Origin of the sequence: Amycolatopsis balhimycina FH 1894, assembly GCF_000384295.1 — a bacterium.
GTDB lineage: Bacteria > Actinomycetota > Actinomycetes > Mycobacteriales > Pseudonocardiaceae > Amycolatopsis > Amycolatopsis balhimycina.
Genome location: NZ_KB913037.1, coordinates 9,371,415 through 9,386,144 on the forward strand (window position 1 = coordinate 9,371,415; position 14,730 = coordinate 9,386,144).

13 protein-coding genes are annotated in these 14,730 nt (G+C 72.0%); 9 read left to right on the top strand and 4 right to left on the bottom strand.

All coding sequences use genetic code 11. The features are described from left to right. The first annotated feature begins 71 nt into the window (after positions 1-71). The 4 genes from A3CE_RS0143175 to A3CE_RS52560 all read left to right on the top strand — a co-directional run bounded on the left by A3CE_RS0143175 (position 72) and on the right by A3CE_RS52560 (position 4,494). Positions 72-1,172 (top strand): multicopper oxidase family protein, encoded by a 1,101-nt coding sequence (locus A3CE_RS0143175; protein WP_020646340.1) that lies wholly within the window; start codon positions 72-74, stop codon positions 1,170-1,172. A 14-nt stretch (positions 1,173-1,186) separates the two neighbouring features. Further along, positions 1,187-1,912 carry a YcnI family copper-binding membrane protein gene (locus tag A3CE_RS52555; protein WP_020646341.1) on the top strand — a complete coding sequence of 242 codons (726 nt, stop codon included), beginning with the start codon at positions 1,187-1,189 and terminating at the stop codon, positions 1,910-1,912. Positions 1,913-1,993: 81 nt separating this feature from the next. Then, positions 1,994-3,742 carry a copper resistance CopC/CopD family protein gene (locus tag A3CE_RS0143185; protein WP_125591352.1) on the top strand — a complete coding sequence of 583 codons (1,749 nt, stop codon included), beginning with the start codon at positions 1,994-1,996 and terminating at the stop codon, positions 3,740-3,742. Positions 3,743-3,765: 23 nt separating this feature from the next. Then, complete coding sequence (locus A3CE_RS52560; RefSeq protein ID WP_020646343.1) at positions 3,766-4,494, top strand: helix-turn-helix domain-containing protein; 729 nt, start codon at positions 3,766-3,768, stop codon at positions 4,492-4,494. Here the strand turns inward: A3CE_RS52560 and A3CE_RS0143195 are convergent. After that, a complete protein-coding gene (locus A3CE_RS0143195; protein WP_020646344.1) occupies positions 4,491-5,027 on the bottom strand; it encodes a DUF6318 family protein in 537 nt (178 codons plus the stop codon). The two genes, A3CE_RS52560 and A3CE_RS0143195, sit on opposite strands and share 4 nt — an antisense overlap. A 152-nt stretch (positions 5,028-5,179) precedes the next feature. Between A3CE_RS0143195 and A3CE_RS59455 the strand changes: the two genes are divergently transcribed. Beyond that, positions 5,180-5,302 (top strand): hypothetical protein, encoded by a 123-nt coding sequence (locus A3CE_RS59455; protein WP_020646345.1) that lies wholly within the window; start codon positions 5,180-5,182, stop codon positions 5,300-5,302. On the opposite strand, the gene A3CE_RS0143205 is transcribed toward A3CE_RS59455, so the two are convergent. Beyond that, positions 5,283-6,119 (bottom strand): helix-turn-helix domain-containing protein, encoded by an 837-nt coding sequence (locus A3CE_RS0143205; protein ID WP_063714223.1) that lies wholly within the window; start codon positions 6,117-6,119, stop codon positions 5,283-5,285. The two genes, A3CE_RS59455 and A3CE_RS0143205, sit on opposite strands and share 20 nt — an antisense overlap. Before the next feature lie 228 nt (positions 6,120-6,347). Between A3CE_RS0143205 and A3CE_RS52565 the strand changes: the two genes are divergently transcribed. Continuing rightward, on the top strand, positions 6,348-9,242 hold the full coding sequence (locus A3CE_RS52565; RefSeq protein ID WP_020646347.1) for an NACHT domain-containing protein: 2,895 nt from the start codon (positions 6,348-6,350) through the stop codon (positions 9,240-9,242). Next, a complete protein-coding gene (locus A3CE_RS56985) occupies positions 9,239-9,409 on the top strand; it encodes a hypothetical protein (protein WP_020646348.1) in 171 nt (56 codons plus the stop codon). Before A3CE_RS52565 ends, A3CE_RS56985 begins: the two co-directional genes overlap by 4 nt. 48 nt (positions 9,410-9,457) lie before the next feature. On the opposite strand, the gene A3CE_RS0143220 is transcribed toward A3CE_RS56985, so the two are convergent. Beyond that, positions 9,458-11,041, bottom strand: coding sequence for a hypothetical protein (locus A3CE_RS0143220; protein WP_020646349.1), 1,584 nt, complete (start codon positions 11,039-11,041; stop codon positions 9,458-9,460). Between the two features lie 2 nt (positions 11,042-11,043). After that, positions 11,044-13,014 carry a hypothetical protein gene (locus A3CE_RS0143225; protein ID WP_020646350.1) on the bottom strand — a complete coding sequence of 657 codons (1,971 nt, stop codon included), beginning with the start codon at positions 13,012-13,014 and terminating at the stop codon, positions 11,044-11,046. A gap of 231 nt (positions 13,015-13,245) precedes the next feature. Between A3CE_RS0143225 and A3CE_RS0143230 the strand changes: the two genes are divergently transcribed. Both A3CE_RS0143230 and A3CE_RS0143235 read left to right on the top strand, forming a co-directional pair. After that, positions 13,246-14,250 (top strand): hypothetical protein, encoded by a 1,005-nt coding sequence (locus A3CE_RS0143230; protein ID WP_020646351.1) that lies wholly within the window; start codon positions 13,246-13,248, stop codon positions 14,248-14,250. Between the two features lie 7 nt (positions 14,251-14,257). Beyond that, positions 14,258-14,617: a GntR family transcriptional regulator gene (locus tag A3CE_RS0143235; protein WP_020646352.1), complete on the top strand. Its 360-nt coding sequence runs from the start codon at positions 14,258-14,260 to the stop codon at positions 14,615-14,617. Positions 14,618-14,730 lie beyond the last annotated feature (113 nt).

A 14,730-nucleotide genomic window follows, 5' to 3' on the forward strand; every position in this document is an offset into this window, starting at 1 on the left:
GTCCGGGGGCGGCGCACCGCGTCGTCCCCGGCCCTTCCTCGCCCGTTTCTTCCCACGCAGAAGGGAATTCGATGCCTTTTCCACAACGGCCGGGCGCGGCCATCGCCCGGAGACTCCGGGCGCCGCACAGCCGGGTCCTGCGGTTCGTCGTGCTCGGCTCGGTCGTCGGGCTGACCGCGGCCGCGGCCGTCGGCCCGGTGCGGTCCGCGGTGAGCGCCGCGGAACCGGTGAACGTCGAGCAGGCCGCGGTCACGCAGCTGCTGCAACGTCCGCTGGGGACGGCGTTCGGCCAGCAGTCGCAGGCCGAGGCCGACCTCGGCGACGGCACCACGCTCGCGGCCTGGGAGCTCAAGAACGGGGTCAAGGAGTTCCACCTGACCGCCGCGCCGCTGACCTGGGAGACCGAGCCCGGCCGCACCAAGCAGGCGCTGGCGTTCAACGGGCACGTTCCGGGGCCGGTCATCCGGGTCAACCAGGGCGACAAGGTCCGGATCGTGGTCAAGAACGACATGGCGAAGCCGACCGCGGTGCACTGGCACGGCATGGAGCTGCCGAACGACCAGGACGGCGTGCCGATGCTGACCCAGCCGGACATCGAGCCGGGCCAGAGCTTCACCTACGAGTGGACGGCGGTGTCGACCGGCACCCACTGGTACCACTCGCACGAGGACGGCGACCAGGAAGGCCGCGGCCTCTACGGCGCGCTCGAGGTCGTGCCGACGCTCGGCGACATCCCGGCCGAGCGCGACGTCCGGATCATGACCGGCGACGGCCCGCTCGGGTTCGTCTTCAACGGCAAGAGCTACCCGGCGACGACGTCGATCGCCGCGAAGGTCGGTGAGCGGGTGCACATCCGGCTGATCGGCACCGGACCGGAGATGTTCCACGCCATCCACATCCACGGCGGGTACTTCACCGTCGTGGCCCAGGACGGCCGCCCGCTCGCGGTCCCGCAGGAGATGGACACCGTGACCCTCGGGATCGGGCAGACGTTCGACCTGATCTGGGTCCCGGTCCGGACCGGGAAGTGGATGATCCACTGCCACGTCTTCTCCCACTCCGAGGTGTCGACGGGGATGACCGGCATGGTCACCATCGCCGACGTCCACCCCGCCACCATCGGGCTGCCCGGTCTGCCGGGTGTCACCGAGTCCCCGTCGCAGCACAACTGAGCCCTGGAGCCGACATGTCCGTTTCCCGCACCACCGCCCGGCGGGCCGCCGCCGTTTCCGTGCTCGGCGTGGCCGGTGTGTTCCTCGTGCAGCCCGCCGCCTTCGCGCACGTCACGGTCACCCCGGCGAACCCCGCCGCGCCCGGCGGCTACGCCCGGGTGGCCTTCACCGTCCCCAACGAAAAGCCGGGCGCTTCGACCGTGAAGCTCGAAGTGGTGCTGCCGCCCGACCACCCGCTCGCCTCGGTCTCGGTGCAGCCGGTGCCGGGCTGGACGGTGACCCCGCAGCGGTCCAAGCTGCCCCAGCCGGTGCAGACCGACGACGGCCCGGTGACCGAGGCCGTCACCTCGATCGTGTGGCAGGGCGGGCAGGTGCAGCCCGGCCAGTTCCAGCAGTTCCTGGTCTCGCTGGGGCCGCTCCCGACGGACACCGACAAGCTGGTGTTCAAGGCCGTTCAGTCCTATTCGGACGGATCGGTGGTGCGCTGGATCGACGTGCCGGACGGCAGCGGTGCCGAGCCGGAACACCCCGCGCCGACGCTGTCGCTGACCGCCGCGCCCGCGCCGGCCGCCGCCGGGCCGGCGGCCGCCACGACCGACTCGACCGCGCGGGCGCTCGGCGGCGGTGGGCTCGCCTTCGCGATCGCCGCGTGCGGCTGGGCGTGGCAGTCGCGGCGGCGGGCGAAGCAGGAGCCCACCCGGCCTTCCCCGGTGGCGCGCAAGCCGAAGATCGGGGTCTGAAGCGGGCGGTGGCGCGGCCGACCGGTCCTCGGCCGTGCCACCGCCTTCCCGCCCGTCCCCTCCGCCCGCGAAAGGAACCCCGTGCTCGCAGCAACGTCCCGCCGGCCGGTGGCCGCGGCTTTGATCCTCGCGCTCCTCGTGCTCGTGCTGGTCCCGGGTACCGCGTCGGCGCACGCCGTGCTGCTGGCCACGACCCCGGGCAACTGGCAGGTCGTCGACGCGTCGCCGCACGAGATCTCGTTGCGGTTCAACGAACCCGTGGACGTCGGGCTGGCGGAGATCGGGTTGCTGGGCCCGCGCGGCGACGCCATCGAGGGCCTGCCCCGCCCGGTGCACCCCGGTGGGCAGCGCGAGCTGGTCTCGGTGGCCGTGCCCAGCACGCTCGCGACCGGCACGCACACCGTGACCTACCGGGTGGTGTCCGCGGACTCCCACCCGGTGCGGGGGGCGTTCAGTTTCAGCGTCGGGCAGCCCACCCCGACCTCGGACGCAGCCGCCGCGCCGGCGGCCGACGGGGGAGACGGCCTCACCACGGCGGCGTACGGCGTGGTGCGCTGGACCGGCTACGCGGGGCTCGCCGTCCTGATCGGCGCGGCGTTCTTGGCCGCGCTGCGGCGGCCGGGTGGCGAGCCCCGGACCGGCGACCGGCGGCTGATGTGGCTCGGCTGGACGGCGCTGGCTTCGGCGACCGTGCTCGGGTTCCTGGCCTACGGGCCGTATGCCGCCGGCCGCCCGCTCTCGGCGTCGGGTGACTTCGCGTTGCTCGGCTCGACGCTCGGCAGCCGGATGGGACTGGTACTCGCCGTGCGGCTGGCGCTGCTGGCGGCGGTGGCGGGGTGGCTCGCCTGGTGGCCGCGCGTGCCGCGAAACCCGTGGTGGCACGGCGGTGCCGTGCTCGGGGCCGGGGTCGCGCTCGCGACGACGTGGAGCCTGGCGAATCACAGTGCGGCCGGCGAGCACACCGGGTTCGCGGTCGTCGCCGACACCGTGCACCTGACCGCGATGAGCGTCTGGATCGGGGGGCTGGTCGCTTTGCTGGTGCTGCTCAGGAGAGTGGACGACGTGGGCGGGCTGCGGCACGCGGTCCCGCGGTTTTCGCAGGTCGCCGCGGTGTGCGTGGCCGTCCTGGTGGTCACCGGTACTTTCGAAGCCTGGCGCCAGGTCGGTACGCCGTCGGCACTGGCCGGGACGACGTACGGCACGATCCTGGTCATCAAACTGGCCTTGGTCGCGGTGCTCGTCGCACTGGGCGGGGTGGCGCGCCGGTGGGTGCGCCGTACCTACGCCGAGCCGGTGACCACGGTGGCGCAGCGCAAGCGGGCCCGGCGCGGACCGGCCGAGCCGGAGGTGCGGCGCTTCCGGCGCGCGATCGGTTTCGAGGCCGCCGTCGCCGTCTTCGTGCTCGGGTTCACCGCCGCTCTGGTCAGTGTGGAACCGGCGCAGGCGCAGGTGGCCCGGGAGGCGGCCGCGCCGAAGATCCCCGCCTACACCGGTCCGGTGAACACCGTGCTGCCGTTCGACGCGGGCGGCACGGCCGGGCGCGGGCAGCTGGCGGTCGACATCTCGCCGGGGCGGATCGGGCCGAACGAAATGCACCTGACCGCGCTCGACGCGCAGTCGCGGCCGCGCGAGGTGGCGGAACTGCGGGCCGAGCTGCGGCTGCCCGACCGCGCCGTGGGGCCGTTGCCGGTCCGCGTGGAGTACGCCGGGCTGGGCCACTACGTCGCCGGGGCTTCGATCGCCATGCCGGGGCAGTGGGAGCTCACCGTGGTCGTCCGGACGTCCGAAGTGGACCAGGCGACGATCCGCATTCCGCTCGGGATCCGGTGAACGCCGTGTTGTCAGGGGAAGAGATGGTCCGGCGCGACGCACGGCGGCTGCCCGAAGCCGCGCTGGAAGACCTGCGCCGCCGCGCGGTCGCCGCCGTCGAGTCCGGCCGTTCGCGCAGCGACGTGGCCCGCTTGTTCGGCGTCTCCCGCAAGACGGTCGGGAACTGGGTGACGGCGTACCGGGACCTCGGCGAGGACGCGTTCCGGCCCCGGACCCGCGGCAGGCGTCCCGGTGAGCAGCTGGCGCTCGCGCCCGGCCAGCAGGCCGCCGTCCTCGAGGCCGTGACCGGGCGGATCCCCGAGGAACTCGAGCTGCCGTACCGGGTGTGGACGCGGCAGGCGGTCGCGGAGCTGGTCAACCGCGAGTTCCGGATCACGCTGAGCCTGAAGACCGTCAGCGGCTACCTGGCGCGCTGGGGGCTGCTGCCCGCGCCGGCGAACGTGCTGGAGGCGCTGCGCGGCAGCGGGCCGGCGGGGCACCGCTCGGCCGAGGGCGTCTGGCTGACGTGGCATCGGACCCCGGCGGGGCTCGACGTCCTGCTCGCGGCGTGCTACCGGGGTTCGCTGTACTTCGACGTCCGGACAGCGCCCTTCGAAGCCGCCGCGGTGACGGACTTCCTGCGCCGGCTGGCCGACCAGCTCGACCGGCCGATCGGCGTCGTCGTGCGCCGCTGGCCTGCCGGGCAGACCGGCCTGGTGCGGACCTGGCCCGGTGCCCCGGACCCGCGGATCACCGTGCGGTTCGCGCATTAGGATTTCTCGACACCCAGTTTGATCGCCGCCGTGCGCCACGCCGTGCCCGACCAGTCCAGTTCGAACACGAAAATGGTGCGGTTCGCGGGCACGGTTTCGGTCGTGGCGCCCGCGCGGTCGAGCACCTTCAATTCGTCCTGGTCGAAAAGCACGGTCACGGTCGGTTTTTCCGGTGACCCGCCGGGAACGGCGCTGCGGAAATGGACGCGGCCGCCCTGGTAGGTGGCACCCGCGGCCTTGTCCCGGTCGAGCTGCGCGGCCAGCTGGGTACAGGCCTCGCAGGTCGGCGCGGCCAGGCCGCGGAGCGGGCCGGCGTCGAGTGACCGGTAGCCGTAGTCGACCAGGTCCAGCCAGTGCGTGGCGAACGACGTCGCCCCCTGAGCGTCCTTTTTGGCCGCGGGTGGCGGCATCGGCGGCACGGACGCGGTGGTCGTCGCCGGGGCGGCCGGAGCACCCGAGGTGCTGCACGCGGTGGCGAGCAGGCCGGCGGCGAACGTGATCGCGGCGCAGCGGCCGCCCCGGGAGGAACGCATGGAACGGAGGATGGCACAGTTCGCGGGAAATCCGTCGGCCGGTTCATTAATGGCGCGTTACGAGATGCCCGCTCGGGCGGAACGCACGCGGTGAAGTATCTGTGTCGTATTGTTTCGCCGACTCTGTGCTTTCGGTGCTTTATGCTTCTGGAATGCCGAATCTGTGCTGGGGCACCACCGAATCGATCGCCGCGGTGAGCCGGCGCTACCCGGCGCGGCCGTCGCCCGACCCGCGCGCGGAGACCGAACGGGTCGTCAACCGGGCGGCAGGATGAACCGGGCCGGAAAGCCGGCCGGCACCGACCGCAGGACCTCGTGCGCGCCGGCGGGCCACCGGCCGACGACGACGTTGAGTCCCCGGCCGGCCTGCGCGGCCAGCTCACGCAGGAACGCGGTGACGTCCCCGGCGTCGAACGGTCCCAGCCGGGCCTGGAAGTGGAGCACCCCGCGGTTGGTGACGGCGACCAGTACGTGCACGTCGCCGAAGTGGGTGCGAAAGCCGGTCAGCAGGTTGTGCCCGGCCGCGACCGGGCCGCGGCCGGTGTCCGGCGGGGTGTGCGGCCGGGTCCAGGCGAGCCACAGCGGCTCGCCGTCCGGCAGCCACGTGCCGGCACCCGCGGCGGGCCGTTGGACGGGGACGAACACCGGGATCGGGCGCCGCGCCGGATCCGGCGTGAGGGCGGCTTCCTCGATCAGCCCCCACCGGCCGAGGTAGTGCGTCACCGTCGTGGCGCTGAGCAGGATCCGGTACCGGTGGTTGACGAACTCGGCCACCGCCTGGCGGTTCCACAGCCGGTGGGGCAGGCCGTGCGTCTCCGGGGACCCGGCGATGATGGCCTTGATCGTCGCCGCCTGGTGTGGCGGGGAAAGCACCAGTTGTTCGCCTGGGCGGCGGCCACGGGGTTTCGGCCGGAGGGCGGGGTCCCCGGCGGTGCGGTACGCCTGCACCCAGGCCCCGACCGTCTTGCGCGACACCCCGAACATGCGCGCCACCTCGACCCGGGAAGCGCCTGCCTCCACGGCTGCCACGGCTCGTCGACGCAAGACTTCCAGCGCCTCGGCCGGCAGTTTGCGCGCGTCACCCGAAGTCATCGTCGTCAAGTCTCCGAAGATAGGGAACTTCGCGACTGCGCCGGTTATCCGCAGATGAACCTTTACGTCCGAAACTGGGCCAAATGGCCGCCATGGGGTGATCGTGCTGTAACACGGATCACACCGGCAACGAGCTGCGCGGCCGCGGTGGTACCGGAGATCTCCGCGCACTCCGGCCACATCAGCCGGACGATCTGACCGCCCGTGGCTGCTGCGATACTGCACGTCATGGGGATCTCAGGGTGGTTGGTCACGGGGGTGCTCTCGCTCGGTGCTTCCGTGCTGTTCGTCCCGCGGGCGCTGTGGGGGCGCTGGCGGGAGCGCCTGGTCGAGCGTCTGGATCGCGGGCTGCGGCGCCGCGTGTCCCGGTTCGGCCGGCGCTACCGCGAGTTCGTCGTGAGTGGCCTGCGGTTCGTGGACCTGAAGGGCCTCGCGACGGTCGGGTTCCACACCCCCGAGCTGGACGAGGTGTTCGTCGATGTAAGCCTCGGTTACCGGGCGCCGCACCAGGTGCCGGACGGCCTGCTCGACCACCTGCCGGTCGACACCGATGGGCGGCACTCGATCGGCGACTTCCTCGACCGGGAGCAGCCCGCGGTGCTCGCCGTGATCGGCGGCCCCGGCGGCGGGAAGACCACTCTGCTGCGGCACACGGCGCGGGCGGCCTGCCGTGAACGCGGGAACCGGCGTCGGACGGTGCCGATCTTGCTGTACTTGCGTGACCACGTCGAGGAGATCGTGCGCAGCCCGGCGGTCGACCTGCCCACCCTCGTGCGGGGGGTGCTCGGCCGGTACGCCGGGGACGAGCCGCCCGGCTGGTTCGAGCAACGGCTCAAGAGCGGGGAGTGCGTCGTGCTGCTCGACGGGCTCGACGAGGTGGCCCGCCAGGAGGACCGCCGGCGCGTCGCGGACTGGGTGGAACGCGCGACAGAGCAGTACCCCGCGAACGACTTCGTGCTCACTTCCCGGCCGCAGGGCTACCGCGCCGCGACGGTCGCGGGCGCGTCGGTGCTGCAGGTGCGCAGCTTCACCGACGAGCAGGTGACGACGTTCATCCGGGGCTGGTACCGGGCGGTGGCCAAGCGCACGTCGGTGCCTGAGGACGCCGCCGGCGACCTGCTGCGCCGGCTCGATCGCTCCCCGGGCCTGTCCGCGCTCACCGTGAACCCGTTGCTGCTGACCATGATCGCCAACGTGCACCATTACCGCGGTGCGCTGCCAGGCAGCAGGGCCGACCTGTACGGCGAGATCTGCCAGGTGATGCTGTGGCGCCGTCAGGAAGCGAAGCGGCTGCCGAGCGAGCTGAGCGGGGACAAGAAGGAACTGCTGCTCCGGGGGCTCGCCTTCGCGATGATGCAACGCCGGGTCCGCGACCTGGCCCGTGCCGACGTGCTGGCGGAGTTCCGCGCGGTTCTGCGCAGGATGTCGACCTCGGTCGACGAGAACCGGTTTCTCGATGAGGCGAGCGCGTACGGACTGGTGATCGAGCGCGAAAGCGGGATGTACGCGTTCGCCCACCTGACGTTCCAGGAATCCCTCGCGGCCGGCCACATCCGCGCGAAGAACCTCGTCGACGTGCTCACCGGGGCCGTCGACGACCCGTGGTGGCGGGAGACGACCTTGCTGTACGCCGCCCAGTCCGACGCCGACCCGGTCGTGGCCGCCTGCCTCGCCAGCGGCACCGTCACCGCGCTGTCCCTGGCTACGGCTTGTGCCGATCTGAGCGGGGACCTGGCCCCGGAGCTTCGTGCCCGGCTCGACGACCAGACCGGGTCGACGGCCGACGAACGGCGGGCGGCCGTAGCTGTCGTCGGGCACTTCGGTGACGTCATCCACACCGCGGACGGGGGACGGATCTGCGCCAATCCGGTGTCGTCCGCGGTGTACGAGCTGTTCCGGGACGCGACCGGTACCCGCCCGCCGGACGGGCGCCCCGCCGAGCCGGTGTCCGGCGTGCGCGCGAGCGACGCGAGTGCGTTCGTCCGCTGGGCCAACGCACTCCCCGAAACCCCCGGGTACCGCCTGCCGACCGAGCAAGAGCTGGCCGACCCCGGCGTCGAACGCATGCTGACCACCGTGGCGGGCGTACGGCCCTGGGTGACGCGCGGCCCCGCGATCGTGCTGTGGACGCCACCGGGTTCGGCGCACCCGAACCTCATCGACGCCGAGACGTTCGGCGGTCATCTCGACGACGACCTCGAGCGGCTGACGCCGGGGCTCGCCAGGATGCTGGCGGCCCGGCTCGTGCCCGCAATCCGGGACGCCGGCAAGGAGGTGAACCACTTCGCGCTTCGTGATGTCCGGCCCGTCGAGCGGAACGAGCGTCTCAGCGCTTATGCCGCCTTGGTGCAGGAACTCCTGGGGGCGGACCACCGGGCCGAGGCGCCGCGCGACGAAGACTCCGCGGTCGCCCGCGATCTCGGGCTCGACAAGATCCTCGGCCCGGAGATCGACGACGTGCTGCCGGTGCTGAGTTCTTTCGCCACCCAGTTGTCCCATACCGCGCGCATCGACCGGAACTCCACGTTCGTCAACTACGACCCCGAGTTCTGGGACCGCGGCAAGATGCGGGAGGAATACGCCGAGCAGGAGTCGTCCCAATCCGAGGTGATGCGCCTCATCGAAGGCCTGCCCGCCAACCTGGTCAGCGGCGACGCACCCGCGCGAGCACTTTCCGAACCGCTGACAGCCGCCTTCCGCAGCCCGAGACCAGCGAACTGGCACCAGGTTTTCCGGACCGAGTTCACCCGGGTCGCCCGCGTGGCCGAGTGCGGGGGTGTGGTGTCCCTCGACGATCTCGCCGACCACGTCCGCGACGGCGGCGCAGCCGTCACGAAGGCGACTCCGACGCCGTGGGCGAACGCAGTCTGCCGCAAGCTCGCCGACAACGCTTTGCCGGTGTTCGAACGCCGTACCCGGCTCACGCCGGTGGCCGCAACCGCGATCAGGGTGGCAGCGCTGTGTCTCGCCGTCGAAGCGGACACCCACTGCCCAGGGCCGATCGGCGACCAGCTCCGGGCGGTGGCGACCGGAACGACACTGCTCGAGCGTCGCCTCAGCGGTCGCGCTCCGACGACGGAGACGGTCGTCCTCGCGAGCATGCCCATGACGCTCGGGCCATGACGGGCCACGGCCCCGCCGCGGGCCTCGACCTGCCGTTCGACCTGGTGCGCCACGACCTGCTCATGGACCTCGAGCCCCTGAAGCCCGCGCGCATCGAGTCGATCGTCGACGAACTCTTCCTGCCGCTGGTGCGCAACCATCAGGAGCAGGGGCGGCGCCCGACGTGAAGTGTCCGTTGTGGATGTCGACGACGGGAGGGAACGGCCGCGAGGGGGTTATGAGTAGGTCCAGTGGCCGAGCCAGGACTCCCGCCACGCCACCGTCAGCTCGCTCACTCCGTCCACACCGGACTGGTCGACGTGAGCCTTCCACGCCTCCTCCAGCGACGCGCACAGCTTGGACGCGGGCAGTTCGACGCCGCCCGAAGAGAACTGGCGCAGGACCGACTTGGGGACGGCCAGCTTCGCCTTGCCCCGGATCACCGACTGCTCGGTGGCGCGGCAGATGAGGTACTCGACGGTGGCCAGGTCGCCCGCCGAGGCCATGGACTCCGTCGGGTGCGCCGGCATCGGCACCTGCGGCGCGACCTGCGCCAGCGCGCGGTACAGGGAGTCCAGGGGAGCGGCGAGGCCCTGGTGCTGGCGGGCGATCTCCCACGACACCCACACGGCCATGCAGTCGGGCATCTGGTACGGCCGGTAGGCGAACGCCGGACCGGCGAAGGTCTGGTAGTCGCTGGTCGGATCCGGCCCGGCCGAACCCGGCCCGTCGGGGTCGGGCGGCAGGCCGAGCCGCTTGAACAGCTCGCGCAGCAGCTTGTGCGGCCGGGCGGCGGTCGAGGACTCGCCGAGCAGCTTGGTCAGGATGCGGTTCAGCCGGTCGGCGGCCACGCCCTGGATCGACAGCTGCAGGTGGACGAACGCGACGTCCGACAACGTCGTGCCCGCGCAGCCGACCACACCCACCTGGGGATAGCGCTGCAGGAAGGTGGCGATCGCGTGCGTGGAGCCGATCCGCGCCGGCCCGACGAAGGTCAGCGGCAGGCACGTGCCGATCCGCTGGCGGGACCGGAGGTCGCCCTTGTACAGCGGCGAGAACTCGCCGTCGGCGTGGTAGACCTCGAACCAATTCCCCTGCCGGTGCCCCGGACGCGTGTCGGCGAGCCAAAAGCTGTACCCGTGTTTCTCGCACAGCTCCCGGAACCGGTCGGCCAGCTCGAACCGCGCGGCCGCGGACACGTCCCGCAACGCGATCGCGAACCGGACCGCCAGCGACGCGCACGGCGGCGCGACCTCCTTGCGGGTGCGGAGATCGTGGTTGCGGGTCTTCACGATCGTCGGCAGCTGGGCCGGGCACTGCAGCGACAGCAGCGGCGCGTCGATGAGGGCGGCCGCGGCGTCGGAGATCTCCCGTACCAGGTCGCGGATGGCCAGGCCGTGCCAGTCGCACACCTCGCGCGCCGCCGGGTCGATCGCGATCAGGCCCTCGAAGGTCTGCGCGGACTCGTAGATGAACGTCGGGTTGGGCGAGGTCGTCTGGTGGAACACCCAGCCGCCCGCGCTCTGCTGCGGGCGTTCCGCCGGCTGCTGGCCGTCGACCCGCTCGACCACTTCGGTGCCGTCCAAGGGCTTGCGGGTGCGGGTGCCGATCACGACGCCGGCGCCGTTCGTGGCCGAGCACAGCGTCTCCAGGAAGACCGCGCTGTCGGAGTTCCTGGACACGAGCTCGCGCAGGTAGCCGTGGCGGGCCATCGCGTGGTGCACCTCGAAGTCCACTTTGGTCACCGGCTGCCGGGCGATCTCGAAGCCTGCTCTGGCCAGGTCGGCCACGTTCCGCACGGAGATCCGCCGGCTGCGCATCCTCACCACCCCCCGGACGAGTCGAACCGCACGTCGGCGTCCAGCGGCTTTCGCCGGTCCCAGGCACCGGCGCCCGCCCACCGCGGCGCCCCGATGCGGGACAACGGGATCGCCGATTCGCGCCACGACGCCTGGCCGAACAGCACCAGCGCGGCGAGCACCGGCAGCGCGACGGCGACCGTGAGCGCGGCCTGCACGACCTCGCCCCTGGCTTGCGTCGCGACGGTCGCGGCGAACGCGGCGATGGCCGCGATGCTCAGCTGGACGAGGGCCTGCGGCAGCGTGCCGAGGTAGCCGAGCACGGTCCGGCGCGGCGGCAGCGACAGGCGGCTGTAGAGGAAGCCCGGCAACAGCAGCAGCAAGGTGATCACGGACTGGCCGTCGCCGATGTGGCCGAGCGCCTCGGTGGCGGCCCGGCCGTACGGCCACGGGCTGCCGACCAGCAGCCAGCCGAGCACGAACGAGACCGTCGCGACGGCCAGCGCGTAGAACGTCACGTTGAGCGGACCGGACTTCGTGGAGTCCTTGAGCACGAGCGTCGCCCGCACCCGGACGTGGTCGCCGCGCGAGTCGCGGCCGGACCGGCGCCAGTACGCCCGAGCCTCGTTGTCGATGACGCCGTTGACCAGGACGAGGTCCTGCCCGAACTCCCGCTCGGTCAGCTCGCGCGCGGCCTCGCGGAGGTTCGCGGCCGTGAACTCGGGGTGCCGCCGCAGCGAGTTGTCCAGCTCGCCCGAGTCGGTCCGCACCGCCTCGCCCGTCGTGGCCGCGGCGGCGAGCCGGTGACAGGCGGGCAGGCTGCGCGGTGACAGCTCCACCCCGGACTGGCCCGCCTCCCACTTGCGCCGGCGCACCAGGTCCGCCAGCCGGCGCAACACGCTCTGGGCCTGCAGCTCCAGGATCTTGTGCCGGGCGCCGTCGGCTTCCTGCAGCGGGGCGGCGTCCTGCCGTTCGGCCAGCGAGACGAGGTCTTCGGCCAGGCCGTCCACCTGGTACTGGTCGGCGTCGGTCGACAGGTACATCCGGGAGATCTCGGCCTCCGGCGCGGCCCTGGCCACCAGGTGGTAGGACTTCAGCGTGGCCGGGATCATGGTCTCGTAGCTCACGACGTAACCGCGGCGGCTCGAGGCCAGCCGGCGCCACTGCTCTTTCGCGACGGGTTGCCGCGCGTCGACGTGCAGCGGGGTTTCGTAGCTGAGCCGGTGTTCCTCCACCGAGTCGTCCAGCGCCACCACCAGCATGTAGTCGCGGACCGCGACGTTCAGCAGGTACGCGTATTCGACCAGCAGCTCGGAACAGCCACTGAGGACGTCCAGCGCCATTTCCCGGCATTGCCTGCCGTAGCCGGGAACCGTGCCGCCGGTGGGGGCCAGCGCGAACTCCGCCTCCGGGTGGTTCCGCTCGGTGAGCAGTGTCAGCAGCGCCTGCTGGATGAGCCAGCGTGGTTCGTGCACCTGGAACAGGAAGGTGTTCAGCTCGTGCTTGGCGGTGTGCGCGTTCTCGTCGCCGGCGAGGATCCCGCGCAGCAGCCGGTAGAGCCCGGCAGCGACCAGCCGGGACGCTTCGTGCTGGGTGAGCCGCGGCAGTTTCTGGCCCGCGCTGTCGAACACGTCGATGGGGGAGACGTCGCGGCGTGGCAGGCGGGCCAGCGGCACCCACAGGGACCGTTGCCGCGCCGGCCTCGAGGCGGCCCGCTCGCCGTGTTCCTGGCCGATGAGGTCCTGCAGCTGGGCGGTGGCCTGGCGCTGCCCCTCGTCGAGCAGCTTGAGGCTGACGTCGACCTCGGTGCTCCGCCGTGCCGTGCCGTGCTCGACCACGGTCAGCCGTTCGGTCAGCCGGCGCACGTGGTTGAGCCGCAACGAGGTGTCCAGGAGCGCCAGCCCGACGGCCGCGCCTTCCCGGGACAGCCGGGGCGGGGCGCCGGGGATGGGGATCGTTTCGATGGCGTGCCGGAGACTGTCGATGCCGTCCACACCACTGAGAGTAGGAGGTGCGGCGCTCGGAGACAGGAAGACGCTGATTCCCGGGGAAAATCAGCCCGATGTCGTAACGTGGTCGACCCGAACGGGTCAACCTTGCCGGCGCGACCTCATCAACCTCTCCCACCAGGACGGCGTTCTTCGGTGCCGCCCTTGACAACCCCGCGAGCCTGTCGCCTAATGGTGGCACTTGTTACGCTACTTTAGTAACAAACGGAGTGGGTGATGGTGGACGTCCGAGACGGGTCGGGGAGTGGCCGGCTTCGCCGGCTGGTGCTGACCGTGGCTCCGATGGCGTGTGCGGCGGCGGTGCCGTGGCTGCTGGTGGCGGCCTACGGGGATCGCCTGCCGGATCGCGCGTATGTGGACGGCTGGTCACGGGTGGGGCCGGAATACGCCCACCTCGCCCCCACGTGGTCGTCGTGGAGTGCCGGATGGCTGTACGGCCTGCTGTGGGCAGCCCTCTTCGGAGCGGTGTTCTGGCGGGTCCGGCAGTGGCCGCACCTGCAACGGGTGTTGGCCGCGGGCGGTGGGGCGGCCGGCACGACGGCCGCCGTCGACGCGGTCTGTAGCGTGCTGTCCGTGCTCGACGTGCACAGTTATCCCCACCAGCCGATGTCATGGTGGTACGACGCGCTGCCACCGGTGGTCGGGCTGCTCGGTGGCGCCGTGGGATGGTTCCTGGCCGGCCCCGCGCCGGCGTTGCCGGAAGCGGCCGAGGTTCCTGCGCCGAATCTGCCCGCCAGGCGCCTGGGCCGGGCGGAACGGGCGATGTTCAGCGAAGTGGTGTGGTCGGTCAAGGCCCGGGTGGCCGGTCTCGTGCTCCTGGTGTGCGCGCCAGTGGAGCTGCTGACGCGGTACGACGCCGGCACCGCCGTGATGCTGCCGGCGCTGGGACTGTTCATGGTGTTGCAGGCCAAGGCAAGAATCCGGATCGACGGCGACGGCGTGCTGGTGACCCTGCCCCTGCTCGGCCGCGCGCGACGCCGCGTGCCCTACGAGCACGTGCGCCAGGCCGAGATCGCTGAGCGTGCCCCGGCCGCGGGCTGGGGGCTTACCGAGAACAAGCGGTGCCGTGGATACGTCACCGGGCGTGGGCCGGCGATGATCCTGCGACTGACGGGCGACCGGCCCTTCGTCGTCAGTCTCCGCGACCCGGTGGCCGCCGTCGCGCTGATCAACGGCCGGCTGGCCCGCGAACGGTCCACCGGTACGGCGACGGGAGCCTGACCCGCCGATGCTGATCTCCGTCGACCCGTCCTCCCCGGTGCAGCTCGCCGACCAGGTCGCCCAGTCGGTACGCGCGGGAATCGCCGACGGCTCGATCCGGCCGGGGGACCGGTTGCCCCCTGCCCGGGAAGCCGCCGCGGCCCTCGGTGTCGGCCTGCACACCATCCTGCGCGGATACCAGCAACTACGCGACGAGGGGCTGGTCGAACTACGCCGAGGCCGCGGAGCGATCATCACCGACGCGGGCAACTCCCTGCGCGCCCGCACCGACCAGCTCGCACGCGACTTCACCACCGCGTGCCGCCACCTCGGCCTCACCGCAGACCAGACACTCGACCTCGTCCGCACCGCCCTCCAGCGCCCCTGAACGAGGTATACGAACAGCCCGCCGGCCGACAGCGGGTCGTACGTCGTGGTAAGACTCTTAGAAAAAGAACATCTTTTCGGGGGAAGTATACGAGGGCGGATCGCGGTACTCGC